Source organism: Enterobacter sp. BWH52 (assembly GCF_001037565.1).
Classification (GTDB): Bacteria; Pseudomonadota; Gammaproteobacteria; order Enterobacterales; family Enterobacteriaceae; genus Enterobacter; species Enterobacter hormaechei_C.
The window spans coordinates 2,603,126-2,618,734 of sequence record NZ_KQ089854.1 but is presented as its reverse complement, the minus strand read 5'-3'; the positions used below and the strand labels follow the sequence as shown (position 1 = coordinate 2,618,734).

The window sequence follows — 15,609 nt, the reverse complement described above, 5'->3', positions numbered from 1 at the left end:
TAAAGCGAGCGCTTAATATGCAGGAACGACAGGATACCGGCAGTGATGCCGTGTTTACCGGAGCCAGTGGGAACAATCAGCTGGTGGCGGCCGCCAATCCGCTGCTCAATGCGATTCCGCAAATCCGTCATTCGGTTTCCCACGACGATCAGGTCGGGCTGCGCCAGCGCCTGATTGACGAAATTCGCCGTTTCGAGGTGCGATGCCAGCAGGCGGGCTTACCGTATGAAGTGATTGTCGGCGCGCGCTACTGCCTCTGCACGGCGCTGGACGAAGCCGCCGCGCTGACTCCCTGGGGAAGCAGCGGCGTCTGGTCAAGCAATGGTCTGCTGGTGACGTTTCATAACGAAACCTGGGGCGGCGAGAAGTTTTTCCAGCTGCTGGCGCGTCTGTCGCAGAATCCGCGCGAACACATTCTGCTGCTGGAGATGATCAACTACTGTCTGCTGCTCGGCTTTGAAGGCCGCTACCGCGTGCTGGACAATGGCCGGACCCAGCTTGAAACCATCAAACAGCGCCTGTGGCAGATGATCCGTGGCGTGCGCGGCAGCTACCCGCCGCCGCTCTCGCCGCACCCGGAAGATCGCCCCGTTCTGCGCAAGCTCTGGCGGCCGATGATCCCACTCTGGGCGTGCGTGGCGCTGGTCGGTTTTATCGCCTGCCTGTTTTATATCGTGCTGAACTGGCGTCTGGGTGATAACACCAGCCCGGTACTGGCGAAAATTTACCAGTCCCAACTGCCGGAAACCACGATCCAGCAGCCTGCGCGTCAGCTGCCGGCAGTGCTGAACCTGCGCGGCTTCCTGAAACCGGAAATTGATGCCGGTCTGGTGGCCGTTAAGGATGAGGCGGATCGCAGCGTGGTGATCCTGAAAGGGGACGGACTCTTTGCCTCGGCCTCAACGGTGGTGCGCGATCGCTATGAGCCGGTCATCGACCGCATCGCCCAGGCGATGAATAACGTCAGCGGCAAAATTCTGGTGGTGGGGTACAGCGACAACGTGCCGATCCGCAGCGCACGCTTCGCCTCCAACTATGAACTCTCGCTTGAGCGCGCCCGTTCGGTGCAAAAACAGCTCCAGGGTAGCCTCTCGCAGCCTGAGCGCGTCAAAGCCGAAGGGCGGGGCGAGATCAACCCGGTAGCGCCTAACACCACGCCTGAAAATCGCGCCCGTAACCGCCGCGTGGAGATTACGCTGCTGGTGTCGCCTGACAATACCCAGGCCGAGCTGAACGGATTGCCGCAAGGAAACTAAGGATGCTGACTACTCTACTTTCTATACTGACCAATCGCATTCTGTGGAGCTTCCTGGGCGTAACGGCGCTCGCGGCGGTCATCTGGATGATTGGCCCGCTGTTGTCCATCGTAGATACCCGCCCGCTTGAATCAGAGCAGAACCGCGTCATCAGCATTGCGGTGGTCTACCTGATTTGGGCCCAGAGCCATATTCTGCCACGGCTGTATAACGCCTGGCTGAACCGTAAGCTGATGGACAAGCTCAACGAAAATACCACCAGCCCGGAGGCGGCCGATCCGCAGAAACGTCTGAACAGCGAGGAGCAGATCCTTGCCGGGCGTTTCGATGAAGCCGCCCAGATGCTGAAAAAAGCCCACTTCAGCAAAGCGGGACATGGCGCACAGTGGACGCAGCGCTTCAGCACGCAATACCTCTATCAGCTGCCGTGGTACGTCATTATTGGCGCGCCGGGTTCCGGTAAAACCACCGCGCTGGCCAACTCCGGGCTGCAATTCCCGCTGGCGGATCGCTTCGGTAAAACCGCGCTGCGCGGCATTGGCGGCACGCGCAACTGTGACTGGTGGTTTACCAACGAGGCGGTTCTGCTGGATACCGCGGGGCGCTATACCACTCAGGAGAGTGAGCAGGTTCAGGACGCCGGGGAGTGGCTGGAATTTATCAACCTGCTGCGTAAATACCGCCGTCGCCAGCCCATCAACGGCGTGATTATTACTATCAGTATTTCCGACCTGCTTTCGCAGTCCGCTGAGGCCTCCCGACAGCAGGCGGTCAACCTGCGCCAGCGTCTCTCCGAGCTGCATGAACAGCTGGGTATTCGCTTCCCGGTTTATGTGATGGTGACCAAAGCGGACCTGCTTAAAGGCTTCCGCGCCTGGTTTGCGGATTACGACAAAGCCCAGCGCGACCAGATCTGGGGCTTTACGCTGCCGTGGGAGCAGACCAAACACGCCGATTACGATCTGATGGGCAACTTCCAGCAGGAATTTTCCCTGCTGCAACAGCGTCTGGATGCTGGCCTTCCGGAAACCATGCTCAAAGAGCATGACGCCAAAACCCGTGCGGAAGCCTATCTCTTCCCGCAGGAGTTCGCCGCGCTGCGTCCGCTGCTGGCAGACTACCAGAGCACGGTCTTTGCCCGCTCAAACTTCGAAACCGAATTTTCGCCGCGCGGCATCTACTTCGCCAGCGGCACCCAGGAAGGGATGCCGTTTGACCGCGTGATGGGCGAGCTGAACCGCGCGCTCTCCTTACCTGAAGGGGAGGAAAGCACGCGCTGGGATTCGGTGAGCAAAGAGGCGCCGATACCGGGCGCGAAGGGTCAAAGCTTCTTCATTAAGAACCTGCTGCAAAACGTGATTTTCCAGGAAGCGGGTATCGCCGGGGAAAACCGCTGGTGGGAGCTTCGCAACCGCGCCGTGATGTGGTCCGGCTACGCGGCGCTGCTGGCTCTGCTGGTGATCCTGGGTGGCCTGTGGCTGACCAGCTACGCTAAAAATAAAGCCTATCTGGAAGAAGTGGACGCAAAAGTGCCGATGCTGGAGCAGCAGAGCAAGGCGCTGCAAAACCAGCCCCAGCGCGATCTGTTTGCGCTTCTGCCGCTGCTTAACAGCCTGGTGGATCTGCCGAAAAGCGATGCCTTCGACGTTAACGACCCGCCGGTTTCCCGCCGCATGGGGCTTTATCGCGGGGATGACGTCAGCGATGCCTCGCAGTCTCTGTATCAGAAGGCGCTGGATCAGATGCTGCTGCCTGCCGTGGCGATGCACATTACCACCTGGCTGCGCAACGACAACGGCAGCGACGTGGAATACAGCTATGAGGCGCTGAAAGCCTATCAGATGCTCTACCAGCCGAAGCACTATGACGGCAAATTCCTGCACTCGTGGGTGATGCTCAACCTGCAACGCAACCTGCCGCAGAACGTGACGCAGGCGCAGCTTCAGGAGCTGGAATGGCACCTGACCCAGCTGCTGGAGCCAAAAATTCAGGCTTCACCGTATGCGCAGGATGAGGATCTGGTGGCCCGTGAAAGGGCGCTCATCAACCAGCAGCCGCTCTCCACCCGCGTATATGGCCGCCTGAAACGTCTGCTGGAGCATGATGAGAACCTGAAGCCGGTTTCGCTTTCAGATCTCGGCGGCCCGCAGAGCGAGCTGGTGTTTTCCCGTAAGAGCGGCAAGCCGGTGAGTGAGGGCGTGCCGGGGCTCTATACGCCGGACGGCTACTGGAAGAGCTTCAACGACCAGATCGACAGCGTGACCACCGCCCTGCACGAAGATGATGCCTGGGTGCTGGGAGCAGCCACCGCCCAGGAAGATAAACAGCAGATCGATAACGCCGTGCGCCAGCTCTACATGCGCGACTTTATCGTCAACTGGGATCGCTTTCTCGCGGACATACAGCTCAACAACAGCGCCGATCTTTCCCAGCGCATCAACACCGCGCGCCTGCTTTCAGGCACCAACTCGCCGCTGCGCCGTCTGGTACTTAACCTGAGCAAGGTGCTGACCCTGTCGCGCACTGCGCCTGCCCCGGAAGATGCGCAGAAAGCGGAAGACCAAAGCAACCGCGCCACCCGTACGCTGGAAGCGCTGTTCAGCAACGGTGACAATGCCCCGACGCAGGGCGCGGTTGTGACGCAGGCGCCTGAGCAACTGGTGACCGACCACTATGCGCCGATGATTGAGCTGGCGCAGCCGCTGGAGAAGGGCGGTAAGACCATCGTCTTTGATGATTTTCTCAAGCAGGTTGACGAGCTTTATCGCTACCTGACAGCCGTTCAGGATGCAGCAAACAGCGGTATGCCCGCGCCGGGCGGCGATGCCATCAGCCGCCTGCAAGCCAGCGCGGGCCGTCTGCCGGGCGGGCTGCAAACCATGTTCAGTAATATGGCCGTGGGCGCAAGCAGCGATACCCAGCGTCGCGATCTGGAGAACGTGCGTAAGCGCATCAACGTGGAAGTGGGCGGGTTCTGCCGTCAGGCGATTGCCGGGCGTTACCCGCTGGTGCGCAGCGCCAGCACCGAGGTGACGCCGGACGATCTCGCCCGCATGTTCGCGCCGGGCACCGGACTGATGGACACCTTTTTCCGCGACAACCTGACCAACAAGGTGGACACCACCCAGGCGAACTGGCGCTTTATGCCGGGCATCGACGGTAAAACGCTGCCGGGCAGTGAAGGGCTGCTGCGTCCGTTCCAGCAGGCGCAGTCTGTCCGCGATGCCTTTTTCGCCAACGGCGCGACCACGCCATCCTTTAAGGTGACGGTGCGCACCGTGCGGATGGACAACACCATTCTGAACCTGACGCTGGACGTGGACGGCCAACTGCTGCGCTACAGCCACGGTCCGCAGGCGGTGCAGATCATGAACTGGCCGGGGCCGGGCGGGACGAACCAGGTGCGTATGCAGCTCGGTCTGGCCAATGGCAGCACCGCAACGCTGGTGACTAACGGTTCCTGGGCGCTCAACCGCTTTTTCGACAAGGCGCGCACCAGCCCTGGCGCGGGTAGCCTGAGCCGTCAGGCCACGTTCAACGTCGACGGACATCAGGTCACGCTGGAGTTTGCCCCGAACAGCATCCGCAACCCGTTCCAGCTTCCCCGTTTCTCATGCCCATAACCGCAAGGACAGCCGTATGACGAATACCCCTGCGATGAACCGTTATAGCTGGTATGGCAAATTACCCAGCGCCGGAGATTTTTTGCAGCGTCGCTTTCCGGATACCCTGCAACGCCAGTGGTCGCACTGGTTCCAGGTCGGCCTGCTGGCCTGGCAACAGGAAGAGCAGCGCAGCGGCGAGCGCCCGTTTTCTAAAGCCCCGGTGTGGAACTTTGTCGTCCCGCCGATGCTCGGTAGCCAGATGATTCAGATGGGCTGCCTGCTGCCGGGCCGTGACAGCGTAGGCCGCCACTATCCGGTATGCCTGCAACTGAGCTTCACCCCCGCCGAGTGGTCATCCCGCCTGCTCGGGCAGGCTGAGAGCTGGTACCAGCAGCTTGGTCGTCTGGGGCTGCACGCGGTGCGTAACAGCTATTCTGCCTCCCAGCTGGATGAAATGCTGATGACCATCCCGGCGCCCCAGCCGGTTGAGCCGCAAAAGCGTTCCGACATTCTCGACGTGATTGGCTATGACGACGAGGGTCAGAGCACGCTGGGCTGGCCGCAGGCGGCGGAGTGTTTTGATCCGCTGCGCCAGACCAGCTACTGGTGGACAAACCGCTGCGACGGCTATCCGCTGTACACCCACGTCCACAGCGGAAACTTCACCGGGCAGCTCTTTACGCTGCTGTTCGATCCGGCAGGCGGCGCCCGTCCGGGCCGCCACGGTCTTTACCCGCCTATGTTTGAATAAGCAGGGATCTTATGAATATCGATGAATTTCTCGCGCCGATAAGCCCCGACAACCCCTGCGGTGAAAACCTGGAGTACGACGCTGATTTCCAGGCCATGGGGCAGGCCAGTCAGGGCAAAGCCGAGCAGCAGTTTGGCGACACCATCATTCCGGCAGAGCCTGCCGACTGGAACACGGTGGAAAAACTCGCCACCAGCCTACTGGGACGCACCAAAGATCTTCGCGTCATGCTGGCGTTAACCCATGCCTGGACACGTCGTCGCGGGCTGGCAGGTTACGCCGACGGGCTACTGCTGGTGCAGGAAGCCCTGTCCCGTTACTGGGAGCAGCTTTACCCGCTGCTGGAAGAGTATGGCGAAACCGATCCGTTCTACCGCATCAACGCCCTCGCCGGGCTGAGTGATAAATCTGACCTGACGGTCGCGGTACGTAACGCCTCACTGCTCCGCTCAAACGGCGATGAGATTTCGCTCCGTGACGCCCAGGCGCTGCTTGACGGCAGTAAAACCGAGTGTCCGGATTATCCGGGCGGGCGTCCACGACTGATCGATGAGCTGGCCCGGGGCGATCAGCCCGGCACCGAAGCGGTAATCGTGATCAACGAACGCCTGCTGGCCATCCGCGAACTGCTTACCGGCTATCTCGGGGAAAGTGGCGTACCGGAGATGGAACAGCTGCTGAAAACCGTCGGGCTGGTCGCCAGCGCGTGTCAGGTGACCGACATCAGTAAGCTGCTGCCGAACCGTGACGCGCAGGCTGAACAGCACGCTGAGCCGCAGCCTGCGGCAGCGCAGCCCGTTCAGCCGGTCACCGACTGGCGCAGCGTGCAGGTGACCAGCCGCGCCGACGCGCAGCTAATGCTGGAAAAAGCGAAACAGTACTTTGCGCAGTACGAACCCAGCCATCCCGCACCGCTGATGATTGAACGGGTGCAGCGGCTGTCTGAACTCAACTTTATGGACATTATTCGCGACCTGGCGCCAGACGGCGTTAACCAACTGGAAAACATCTTTGGACGCCGCGAATGACGCGTCCTGGCATTATGACGACAGGCATGGAGTCTGCCGTTTCACCTTCACCGCGCATCTTTGATGGAGAACATCATGGCAATGAGTAACAGTGGACAGAAATTCATCGCACGCAACCGTGCTCCCCGCGTGCAGATCGAATACGACGTAGAGATCTACGGTGCAGAACGCAAAATTCAGCTGCCGTTTGTGATGGGCGTTATGGCCGATCTGGTTGGCAAGCCGGTGGAAAACCTGCCAGCCGTCGACGAGCGTAAATTCCTGGAAATCGACATCGACAACTTCGACGAACGCATGAAGGCGCTGAAGCCGCGCGTGGCGTTCCAGGTGGATAACACCCTGACCGGCGAAGGTAAGCTCAACGTCGATCTGACCTTTGACAGCATGGACGACTTCCTGCCGGACGCGGTGGCCCGTAAAGTAGAGCCGCTGAACAAGCTGCTGGAAGCCCGCACCCAGCTCTCTAACCTGCTGACCTACATGGACGGCAAAAACGGCGCGGAAGAGCTTATTGCAAAAATCCTTCAGGATCCGACGCTGCTCAAATCCCTGAGCCAGTTGCCGAAAAATGACGAAAGTGCGAAAGGTAGCGAGGAATAATCGATGAGCAACCAGACTCAACAACACGATCAGCAGGCGGGCCAGGCGTTCAGCCAGGACGAGTTCAGCGCGCTGCTGAATAAAGAGTTCCGTCCTAAAACCGATCAGGCGCGCTCTGCCGTAGAAAGCGCGGTTAAAACCCTGGCGCAGCAGGCGCTGGAAAACACCGTGACCTTCTCAAACGATACCTACCGCACCATTCAGAACCTGATTGCCGGTATTGACGAGCAGCTTTCGCAGCAGGTGAACCAGATCATTCACCACGAGGAGTTCCAGAAGCTGGAAAGCGCCTGGCGCGGCCTGAGCTACCTGGTGAACAATACCGAAACCGACGAGATGCTGAAGATCCGCTTTATGAGCATCTCCAAGCAGGAGCTGGGCCGCACCCTGAAGCGCTACAAGGGCGTGGGCTGGGACCAGAGCCCGATCTTCAAAAAAATCTACGAGCAGGAGTACGGCCAGTTCGGTGGCGAGCCGTTTGGCTGCATCGTAGGCGACTACTACTTCGACCACAGCCCGCAGGACGTTGAGCTGCTGGGCGAGATGGCGCGCATTGGCTCCGCGGCCCACTGTCCGTTCATCACCGGTACCGCACCGGGCGTGATGCAGATGGAGTCCTGGCAGGAACTGGCTAACCCGCGCGATCTGACCAAAATCTTCCAGAACACCGAATACGCCGCCTGGCGTTCACTGCGTGAATCGGAAGATGCCCGCTATCTGGGCCTGGTGATGCCGCGCTTCCTGTCGCGCCTGCCGTACGGCATTCGCACCAACCCGGTCGACAGCTTTGATTTTGAAGAGCAGACCGACGGCGCGAACCACAACAGCTACTCCTGGGCGAACGCGGCCTATGCGATGGCGGCCAACATCAACCGCTCCTTTAAAGAGTACGGCTGGTGCACCTCGATTCGCGGCGTCGAATCCGGCGGGGCGGTGGAAAACCTGCCGTGCCACACCTTCCCGAGCGATGACGGCGGCGTGGACATGAAGTGCCCGACCGAGATCGCCATCAGCGATCGCCGTGAAGCGGAACTGGCGAAAAACGGCTTTATGCCGCTGGTTCACCGCAAAAACTCCGACTTCGCCGCCTTCATCGGCGCGCAGTCCCTGCAAAAACCGGCCGAGTACCACGACCCGGATGCCACCGCTAACGCGCGCCTGGCCTCCCGTCTGCCTTACCTGTTCGCCTGCTGTCGTTTTGCTCACTACCTGAAGTGCATCGTGCGCGACAAAATCGGCTCCTTCCGCGAGCGCGAAGAGATGGAACGCTGGCTGAACGACTGGGTGATGAACTACGTCGACGGTGACCCGGCGAACTCCTCCCAGGAAACCAAGTCCCGTAAACCGCTGGCGGCGGCGGAAGTGCAGGTGCAGGAAATTGAAGACAACCCTGGCTACTACGCCGCGAAGTTCTTCCTGCGTCCACACTACCAGCTGGAAGGTCTGACCGTTTCCCTGCGTCTGGTATCTAAACTGCCGTCGCTGAAGACGAAGGACGCGTAAGAGCGTCAGACTGCTGACTACGTGCGTTTTGTGAGTTTCGCCCGGCGGCGCTACGCTTGCACGGGCCTACAATCAAACGTGCAATCAATTGATATCGTTGCTCAATGTAGGCCGGGTAAGCACAGCGCCACCCGGCAAGAAAGACGGCTAAATTGCTAATGCTGTCCTTAACTGGTTCCACAATAAAGCACAGTAATAAAGACTTCACATTCATTCCGTTATTTCGGGGGAATGTAAGACTGTCAAATGACACGGGTCGTTTGATATGAGGCAGAGGTAAAATATGGACGGTTTTATTCAGCCCCATGCTTTCCTGTTTGCCATATAAGGGCTTTTTCGAAAGCAATATTGTTCATCCACGAAGAGTAGATATTATGGCTATTGATATGTTTCTGAAGGTCGAGGGTGTTACGGGCGAATCTAAAGATTCTAACCACACCGGCTGGACTGATATTACCTCCTTCTCCTGGGGCGCGTCCCAGCCAGGTAATATGAGCGTTGGCGGTGGCGGCGGTGCCGGTAAAGTTAACTTTAACGACCTGCACGTTAACGCTCTGATCGACAAATCCACTACAGCAATCCTGAAACACTGCGCAAGCGGTAAACACCTGACCAAAGTTGAACTGTCCGTCTGCAAAGCGGGTGGTCAGCAGGTTGAATACACCCGCATCACCCTGGAAGACGTTCTCGTGACTTCCGTTCAGTACACGGGTGCAGACAACGGCGATACCGTTGGCGTGACCTATGCATTCCAGGCTGCGAAAGTGAAACAGCAGTACTGGGAGCAGACCACTGCCGGTGGTAAAGGTGCTGAAAGCAGCGCTGGCTGGAACATCAAAGAAAACAAAGAAGCGTAACAGGAGTGGGCCCGAAAGGGCTCACTTTATCCTGTACTTTCTAAAAGGGAAAATATTTATGCGTCCTGCTTTTGGTGCCGCCTGGAACAGATTTAGAGAAGTTAATGTCAATGTCGAAACGGTGGGCAAATTATTGGGTGGAAAAGTCCAGCACAATATTGAAGCCGGAATTTTCCAAAATGCATGCCCCATTCGTATGAGCTACGTTTTAAAATATTGTGGCGTTCCAATTCCCTCCAACAGCAGATATGCGACGGTTACGGGGAGTGATAAAAAACGTTACATGTATCGCGTAAAGGATATGATTGCTTTTCTGCCAACTGTACTGGGTAATGCAGATATGACGGTGACGTCTCCAACACCAAGCCAATTTGCAGGTAAACAAGGTATTATTATCTTTAGCGGTCACGGCTGGAGCGATGCCACTGGACATGTCACGCTCTGGAATGGGAATATTTGCTCCGATGATTGCCATTTCTTGGGTTCTCCCGGTAATGGTTCGTTTATTCCTGGCAGCGCTACGCTCTGGAGCCTGAAATGAGACGTTTACTCGCTTTCGTACTCGCGTTAAATACCTCATATACCATCGCCCATACTCTCCCGGACGTTAACACCTTTTCTCAACAACAGATTTTTGAAAACTGGGTGCAGAATCGCTGTATCGGCAAGATTGCGGACAGTGCGACGCTGAAAAATGATGCAAAGGCAAGCGCCGCAGCATGGCTGGAAGTCAGTAACCTGCCTGCCGAGAATTTCGAAAAAGCCGACGAGGTTATTAACTCCTTACTGAAACAAAAGCTAGGTGGTACGGCACCGGCAAACTATGAGGTATTAAAGTGCAGCTTAATATCCCATAGCGATGCGATTCGCCAACTCAATGTCCAAAAATAAACTTTCTGCAAAAGCTACACATTAAAAATACAAGGAGTTTACATGGCAAGTCCGTCAAACGTTGCTCCAGGTTACTGTGTCGTTCAGCAACCCGGCACTCTGGATTTTCAGGCAAGACAGCTATTTGGCACTGCGCGCAATGAAAAATCCGAGTATTTTATGCAATTGAATAAAGACACTGCGTGGCTCAAACCCGGACAAATATTAATTGTTGCTGACCCGCTTGGCGATAATCAAACTCAACAGATCAATAGCTTAGCCATTGCAAAAAAGAAGGTGACCAACGCGCTTGCGACTTTGGATGGAGCCACCGCTGAGTTTTTGAAAAATAATTATGATAATATAAAAGCCATAACAGGCTGGGGCGATACAATCGTCGGGGGCGTGAGCGGTACAGGTGAGTCATATTTTAAGCAAATTGAAAATATTTTAATTAAAATTGAAGCCACCTATCAAAATCAGTACAGGACACAAGGTGCGCTTTTTGGCCAACAATTTTATGCTGAGCGCAATGCGCTTTTCGCGCAATTGAAACCCTTGTTAAATAAAATAACTAAAAAACAGCTTAAGTTTAAAGATTATGCGGATCTTAAGAGAGCATTAGGACTGTCCACGAAATCAATAGTCCATGAATGGAGTACAGTTGGTATTGGTGCAATCCCTGGCTACTCAACATATATTGACAGAGCAGCCAGAATATCCTCTTACCTGAAAGCAGGTGGATGGGTTGCTTTAGGTTTTTCTTTTATGAATACGTCTAACGAAGTTTATCATGCCTGCACTACTGGAAGAGAACATGAGTGCAGCAGAGTTGCAGTGACAGAATATAGCAAATTTGGAGGCGGTGTCGCTGGTGCTGCATTAGGCTCCTCCCTTGCGGCTCCTGTTTGTCTTGCATTAGGTGTGCCCACAGCGGGGACAGGTACACTCATCTGTGGTTTAGTGGTTGGTGCAGTCGGGGCAGCGGGCGGAACACAAATCGGTGGGTTTGCAGGAGAACAGCTAAACAATTTAATTTTTAGCGGAGAATAAAGTGATTTTTAATAATATTTACTCTGCTGTTATTATCTGTCTCTTTATTGCTTTTATAGGCATAGTTATTTCATTTTATATAGACTATCGGAAAAATTATCGCCAAGTTAATCAAATATATGCGATATTAACAAATCAACAGTTGCTCAAAAAAGAAGATTATCAAACCTGGCAAAATCTTGGGTTCTGGGGATTTGGTTTCCTCACCACAATTTTATCACGGGTCTTACAGGGTAAGCGTGTGAGATTAACTGAGTGTCGTTGGCTTGAGCCACAGTCGTGCAATAAAATTTTTTCTGATTTTGATTTGTCATGGGTTAAGTCGTATAGAAGAAAAATATTTATTGCCACTGTTATATTTTTACTGCTGTTAATTCTTTCGAGCATTAATAGTGTCTAATTTTATGTTGAAAATTTTAACGATGCCTTTCTGAATTAACCCCCAAACCCCGCCGTTTTCACCCCCGAGAGCGGCAGCGTTTGAGCGCTAATCATACCAGCAGGAATACGCCATGCGATTCACGATTATTTCTACGAAACCCGGTCATCAGCCGCCGCAAAGCAGCTGTGATTTTTATGCCCCGGGCGGCACCATTGGGCGCGGTACGGATAACAATCTGGTGCTGCCAGACAATGACCGCACTATCTCGCGTTTGCAGGCCATCGTTCACGTCGACGCCAGTGGCGAATGCCGCGTCACGAACCGCGGCAGCGTTACCCGCGTGGTACTGAATGATATCCCGCTGGAGCGTGGGCGTCAGGTTGAGCTTCAGGACGGGGATATTCTCGGTATTGATGATTATCGCATTGAAGTCAGCGAACTCATTCATGACACCCAGCCCGTAAGCCGCATGGCGGCCAGCATGCAGCAGGCGCGCCCAGCGGCGACACCTGCTCCGGCGCCACAACCGAAACCGGCCAGCGCCGCGCCTCGCGGAAAAGCTGAACCTACGGCCGTGCCGTCGGAAATCTGGGACAGCCTGATGCAGGAGTTTTCCATCTCCGACAGCATCTCCAGCAACCGGGCAAAACCACAGCCCGCGGCATCCCACGATCCGTTCTCTCAGCCTGCGGCCCCGGAGCGGAATGCCGAAGATCCGCTGTCAATGTTTAACGACGCCGAACCGTCGCTTGAACGTAAAAACGTTGACCCGGACACGCTGTTCAGCGATGAAGCGTTGTTTAAAAAAGAGAGCATCTTTGACGATGTCACCCCTTCAACGCTGGTACAGCCGGACGAAAGCAAACCTGCCCAGCCAAAGGAAGAGGCGTCGGACGAACTTGATCCGTTAGCCCTGTTTGGCGGGTCGGCGAGCGCACCTGCCGCGCGTCACGATGACCCCCTCGGCCTGATGGGTGGCGCGCCGTTAACCCATCCGGATGAAATCGTGGCCGATAAGCCGGAGCCAAAGCCTGAACCGCAAGCCGCACAGGAAGAGGATGCGCTGGCCAGCTCACCGCTGTTCGATCCGGAACCGACTGAACCACAGGATGCGCCGCGCGCGGAAGAAGAGCCCGCGCGTCCCGATTACGCTGGCTTCACCATGCCAACGCCGCAGGCCGTGGCGCGCAGCAACGCGCAGGCGCCTAAAGGCCGCCTGCGTATCGACCCGGTTAAAAACGCTGCTTCGCCTGCTGCCTCCGCGCAGACCGGCGAGCGGGGCGAGGTGCTTCAGGGCGAACTGCTGGAGGCGCTGCTGGAGGGCATGGGCCTGAGCGAAATGCAGCCGGTACCGCAATTCGACCGGGAAAATATGCGTCAGCTGGGGCAGATCCTGGGCATGTTCTCGCAGGGGACCGTGGCGCTGCTCTCCTCGCGCTCCATCCTCAAGCGTGGGGTGAAGGCCGATATGACCATGGTGCTCGACGATGCGAACAACCCGTTCAAACTGTTGCCGACCGGGAAAACGGTGCTGATCCAGATGTTCGGCACGCCGATGCCGGGCTTTATGCCGCCGACCAAATCGGTGCGTGATGCGCTAATCGATCTCCAGGCGCACCAGCTGGGGATGATCTCCGGTATCCGCGCCATTATCGCCGCCATGCTGCAATCCTTTAATCCGGAACAGCTGGAAGAGCAGGCGAAGCAGAACGGGATGACGTCACGCCTGGCGCTGCCGGGCAGCCGTAAAGCCGCGCTGTGGGATTATTTCGTTCGCAGCTATGGCGAGACGGCGGGCGAGATCGAGGACGACTTCCATACCCTGTTTGGCGAAGCCTTCCTCCATGCCTATGACATGGAGGTCAATCAGTACAAAGACTCACAAAGCGGATCGGAAGAAAAATGAATATCGCAACGGCTTCTCTCTCCCGCCAGGGGACGCGCGCCAGCAACCAGGATCAGACGGGAGAAACCATCGGGGAACGTTCAGCCTGCTTTGTCGTCTGTGACGGCATCGCGGGCCTGCCGGGCGGCGAGGTGGCCGCTGAGCTGGCCCGCAACAGCATTATTTCCCGCTTTGACGGCGACAAGCACCTGAATGCGCAGCATATTCGTGACTACGTCCAAACGGCGAACCGCACCATCCTCAGCGAACAACAGGCCGTGCAGGACTATCGCCGGATGGGCACCACGCTGGTCAGCCTGTTTATCGACAGGGATTACCGTCTGGCTTACTGGGCGCACGCCGGAGACAGCCGCCTGTACCTGTTTCGCCGCGGCTGGCTGTGGCATGTCACCACCGATCACAGCCTCGTCCAGCAGATGAAAGATGCCGGGCATCAGACCGACGATCTCAACAGCAACCTGCTGTATCTGGCGCTGGGTATTGAGAATGGCGGACCGGAAGCGAGCTACAGCGATGTCGTGCAGGTCGAGGACGGTGATGCCTTCCTGCTCTGCACCGACGGTTTCTGGCACGGCGTTAGCGAAGAGCAGATGAAGCAGTCGCTGCACATGGTCAATACGCCACAGGAGTGGCTGACCTTAATGAACCAAATCATTCAAAAGAATGCCGAACAGGAGGGCAATGCTCAGGATAACTATACCGCCGTGGCGGTGTGGATGGGCAACCCTCAGGACACCACTTTGCTGCATACGCTCTCTGACGCAGCACAATTTCTTCCCTGCGGAACTGATTAGACACACAAGGATTGATATGAAACTTTGGCTATCGGGTTTGGCTCTTCTGACGGTGGCGACCACCGCACAGGCTGAAAACTTCCGCATCGTGCAGTCTCCTGCGCAGAAGCTGGATATCTGGATCGACAACATTAAAGACAATACGCCGCAAAGCTGGTGTAAGGCGGACGTTGCGCTGCGTATCGTGGCGAACGGCAAGAAAGAGGTTTCGGTGCTGGAAAACTTCGTGCCGCGCCTTGGCTCGCTGCTGGAGCACCAGTGCAGCAAGCTGAATACCCTGAACTGGACGCTTAACGATCCGGAAGGCACGACGCTTGCCCGGGGCACAGCGGCTAAAGCACAGGACTGGGCGCTGGTGGTGAAACAGCAGGAAACGGCGGCGGCAACGACCACCACCTCAGGCGCGCTGCTGCCGCCTGACCAGAATCCGGAGACGCACACCGTGGCGGCAGATCGTACGCCATGGCAGGAGTTCACCCTTCAGGACGGTTGCCACCTGCGCACCTTCTGGGAGGGCGGTTCCTCCGCGCCGGCGCTGTTTATTCCGGATTCCGACACCACCCGCTGCGGCAACGGTAGCTGGCTCAGCGGCCACACCGTGGTGACGCAAAATCGTAACGGGACGCAGAAAGCGATTCCGGTCACCTACATTCACGGCTTCCCGGTGATGGGACTGAACAACGCGGTCGATCCTGAAAAGGCGCTGATCACCTCCGTTAACAAAGAGCGCATGGTCTTCAGCACCCCGAACAGCGACCAGAGCTGGATGATCCTGCCGTACGACAGCACTCTGAACGGCTGGAAGAGCAACGGCACGGTGGCGGTGGAAATCACCCGTGAGATCGCCAGCGACGACGCCAGACTCCAGGCGCGTATCGCAGAGGTGAAGAAGATCTGGAGCGCATGGGTTGCACCGGGCGCGGAGCTGAACGTTGTTCTGATTGACACGCTGCGTCCGCAGCTGCGCGATCCGGCAGTGGGCGCCTGGCGCGCGGCGAATTAAG

The 15,609-nt window shown here is 56.9% G+C and carries 14 protein-coding genes; all 14 read left to right on the top strand.

What is annotated here, in order from left to right:
* Nucleotides 1-17 precede the first annotated feature (17 nt).
* The 14 genes from SK47_RS12335 to SK47_RS12270 all read left to right on the top strand — a co-directional run bounded on the left by SK47_RS12335 (nt 18) and on the right by SK47_RS12270 (nt 15,608).
* Complete coding sequence (locus SK47_RS12335) at nt 18-1,256, top strand: DotU family type VI secretion system protein (protein WP_003859963.1); 1,239 nt, start codon at nt 18-20, stop codon at nt 1,254-1,256.
* 2 nt (nt 1,257-1,258) lie between these two features.
* The gene (tssM, locus tag SK47_RS12330; protein ID WP_048244332.1) at nt 1,259-4,879 is read left to right on the top strand and encodes a type VI secretion system membrane subunit TssM; all 3,621 of its coding nucleotides are present in this window, start codon (nt 1,259-1,261) and stop codon (nt 4,877-4,879) included.
* Between the two features lie 16 nt (nt 4,880-4,895).
* Nucleotides 4,896-5,612, top strand: a complete 717-nt coding sequence (gene tagF, locus SK47_RS12325; protein WP_006810959.1) for a type VI secretion system-associated protein TagF — start codon at nt 4,896-4,898, stop codon at nt 5,610-5,612.
* An 11-nt stretch (nt 5,613-5,623) separates the two neighbouring features.
* Nucleotides 5,624-6,640, top strand: coding sequence for a type VI secretion system protein TssA (tssA, locus tag SK47_RS12320; protein WP_003859964.1), 1,017 nt, complete (start codon nt 5,624-5,626; stop codon nt 6,638-6,640).
* Between the two features lie 75 nt (nt 6,641-6,715).
* A complete protein-coding gene (gene tssB / locus SK47_RS12315; protein ID WP_008502644.1) occupies nt 6,716-7,240 on the top strand; it encodes a type VI secretion system contractile sheath small subunit in 525 nt (174 codons plus the stop codon).
* Between the two features lie 3 nt (nt 7,241-7,243).
* Complete coding sequence (gene tssC, locus SK47_RS12310) at nt 7,244-8,743, top strand: type VI secretion system contractile sheath large subunit (RefSeq protein ID WP_006810956.1); 1,500 nt, start codon at nt 7,244-7,246, stop codon at nt 8,741-8,743.
* Nucleotides 8,744-9,117: 374 nt separating this feature from the next.
* Nucleotides 9,118-9,600, top strand: a complete 483-nt coding sequence (locus SK47_RS12305) for an Hcp family type VI secretion system effector (protein ID WP_014884229.1) — start codon at nt 9,118-9,120, stop codon at nt 9,598-9,600.
* 58 nt (nt 9,601-9,658) lie between these two features.
* Nucleotides 9,659-10,141 carry a type VI secretion system amidase effector protein Tae4 gene (locus tag SK47_RS12300; RefSeq protein WP_048244330.1) on the top strand — a complete coding sequence of 161 codons (483 nt, stop codon included), beginning with the start codon at nt 9,659-9,661 and terminating at the stop codon, nt 10,139-10,141.
* Nucleotides 10,138-10,491, top strand: coding sequence for a T6SS amidase immunity protein Tai4 family protein (locus SK47_RS12295; RefSeq protein ID WP_032658941.1), 354 nt, complete (start codon nt 10,138-10,140; stop codon nt 10,489-10,491). The genes SK47_RS12300 and SK47_RS12295 overlap by 4 nt, the downstream gene beginning before the upstream one ends.
* Before the next feature lie 42 nt (nt 10,492-10,533).
* On the top strand, nt 10,534-11,523 hold the full coding sequence (locus SK47_RS12290; RefSeq protein ID WP_006810951.1) for a hypothetical protein: 990 nt from the start codon (nt 10,534-10,536) through the stop codon (nt 11,521-11,523).
* Nucleotide 11,524: 1 nt separating this feature from the next.
* On the top strand, nt 11,525-11,923 hold the full coding sequence (locus SK47_RS12285; protein WP_045332127.1) for a hypothetical protein: 399 nt from the start codon (nt 11,525-11,527) through the stop codon (nt 11,921-11,923).
* A gap of 112 nt (nt 11,924-12,035) precedes the next feature.
* Nucleotides 12,036-13,811 (top strand): type VI secretion system-associated FHA domain protein TagH, encoded by a 1,776-nt coding sequence (tagH, locus tag SK47_RS12280; protein ID WP_022651410.1) that lies wholly within the window; start codon nt 12,036-12,038, stop codon nt 13,809-13,811.
* A complete protein-coding gene (locus SK47_RS12275; protein WP_003859969.1) occupies nt 13,808-14,605 on the top strand; it encodes a PP2C family protein-serine/threonine phosphatase in 798 nt (265 codons plus the stop codon). The genes tagH and SK47_RS12275 overlap by 4 nt, the downstream gene beginning before the upstream one ends.
* Before the next feature lie 16 nt (nt 14,606-14,621).
* Entirely contained in the window at nt 14,622-15,608 is a 987-nt protein-coding gene (locus SK47_RS12270; RefSeq protein ID WP_022651409.1) for a hypothetical protein, read from the top strand.
* Nucleotide 15,609: the final 1 nt, after the last annotated feature.

What these genes read in the sequence shown, in the direction of transcription:
- SK47_RS12300 (WP_048244330.1), top strand. Translation starts at nt 9,659, where the DNA reads ATGCGTCCTGCTTTTGGTGCCGCCTGGAACAGATTTAGAGAAGTTAAT.
- SK47_RS12290 (WP_006810951.1), top strand. Translation starts at nt 10,534, where the DNA reads ATGGCAAGTCCGTCAAACGTTGCTCCAGGTTACTGTGTCGTTCAGCAA.
- tssM (WP_048244332.1), top strand. Translation starts at nt 1,259, where the DNA reads ATGCTGACTACTCTACTTTCTATACTGACCAATCGCATTCTGTGGAGC.
- tagH (WP_022651410.1), top strand. Translation starts at nt 12,036, where the DNA reads ATGCGATTCACGATTATTTCTACGAAACCCGGTCATCAGCCGCCGCAA.
- tagF (WP_006810959.1), top strand. Translation starts at nt 4,896, where the DNA reads ATGACGAATACCCCTGCGATGAACCGTTATAGCTGGTATGGCAAATTA.
- tssA (WP_003859964.1), top strand. Translation starts at nt 5,624, where the DNA reads ATGAATATCGATGAATTTCTCGCGCCGATAAGCCCCGACAACCCCTGC.
- SK47_RS12305 (WP_014884229.1), top strand. Translation starts at nt 9,118, where the DNA reads ATGGCTATTGATATGTTTCTGAAGGTCGAGGGTGTTACGGGCGAATCT.
- tssB (WP_008502644.1), top strand. Translation starts at nt 6,716, where the DNA reads ATGGCAATGAGTAACAGTGGACAGAAATTCATCGCACGCAACCGTGCT.
- SK47_RS12275 (WP_003859969.1), top strand. Translation starts at nt 13,808, where the DNA reads ATGAATATCGCAACGGCTTCTCTCTCCCGCCAGGGGACGCGCGCCAGC.
- SK47_RS12270 (WP_022651409.1), top strand. Translation starts at nt 14,622, where the DNA reads ATGAAACTTTGGCTATCGGGTTTGGCTCTTCTGACGGTGGCGACCACC.
- SK47_RS12295 (WP_032658941.1), top strand. Translation starts at nt 10,138, where the DNA reads ATGAGACGTTTACTCGCTTTCGTACTCGCGTTAAATACCTCATATACC.
- tssC (WP_006810956.1), top strand. Translation starts at nt 7,244, where the DNA reads ATGAGCAACCAGACTCAACAACACGATCAGCAGGCGGGCCAGGCGTTC.
- SK47_RS12335 (WP_003859963.1), top strand. Translation starts at nt 18, where the DNA reads ATGCAGGAACGACAGGATACCGGCAGTGATGCCGTGTTTACCGGAGCC.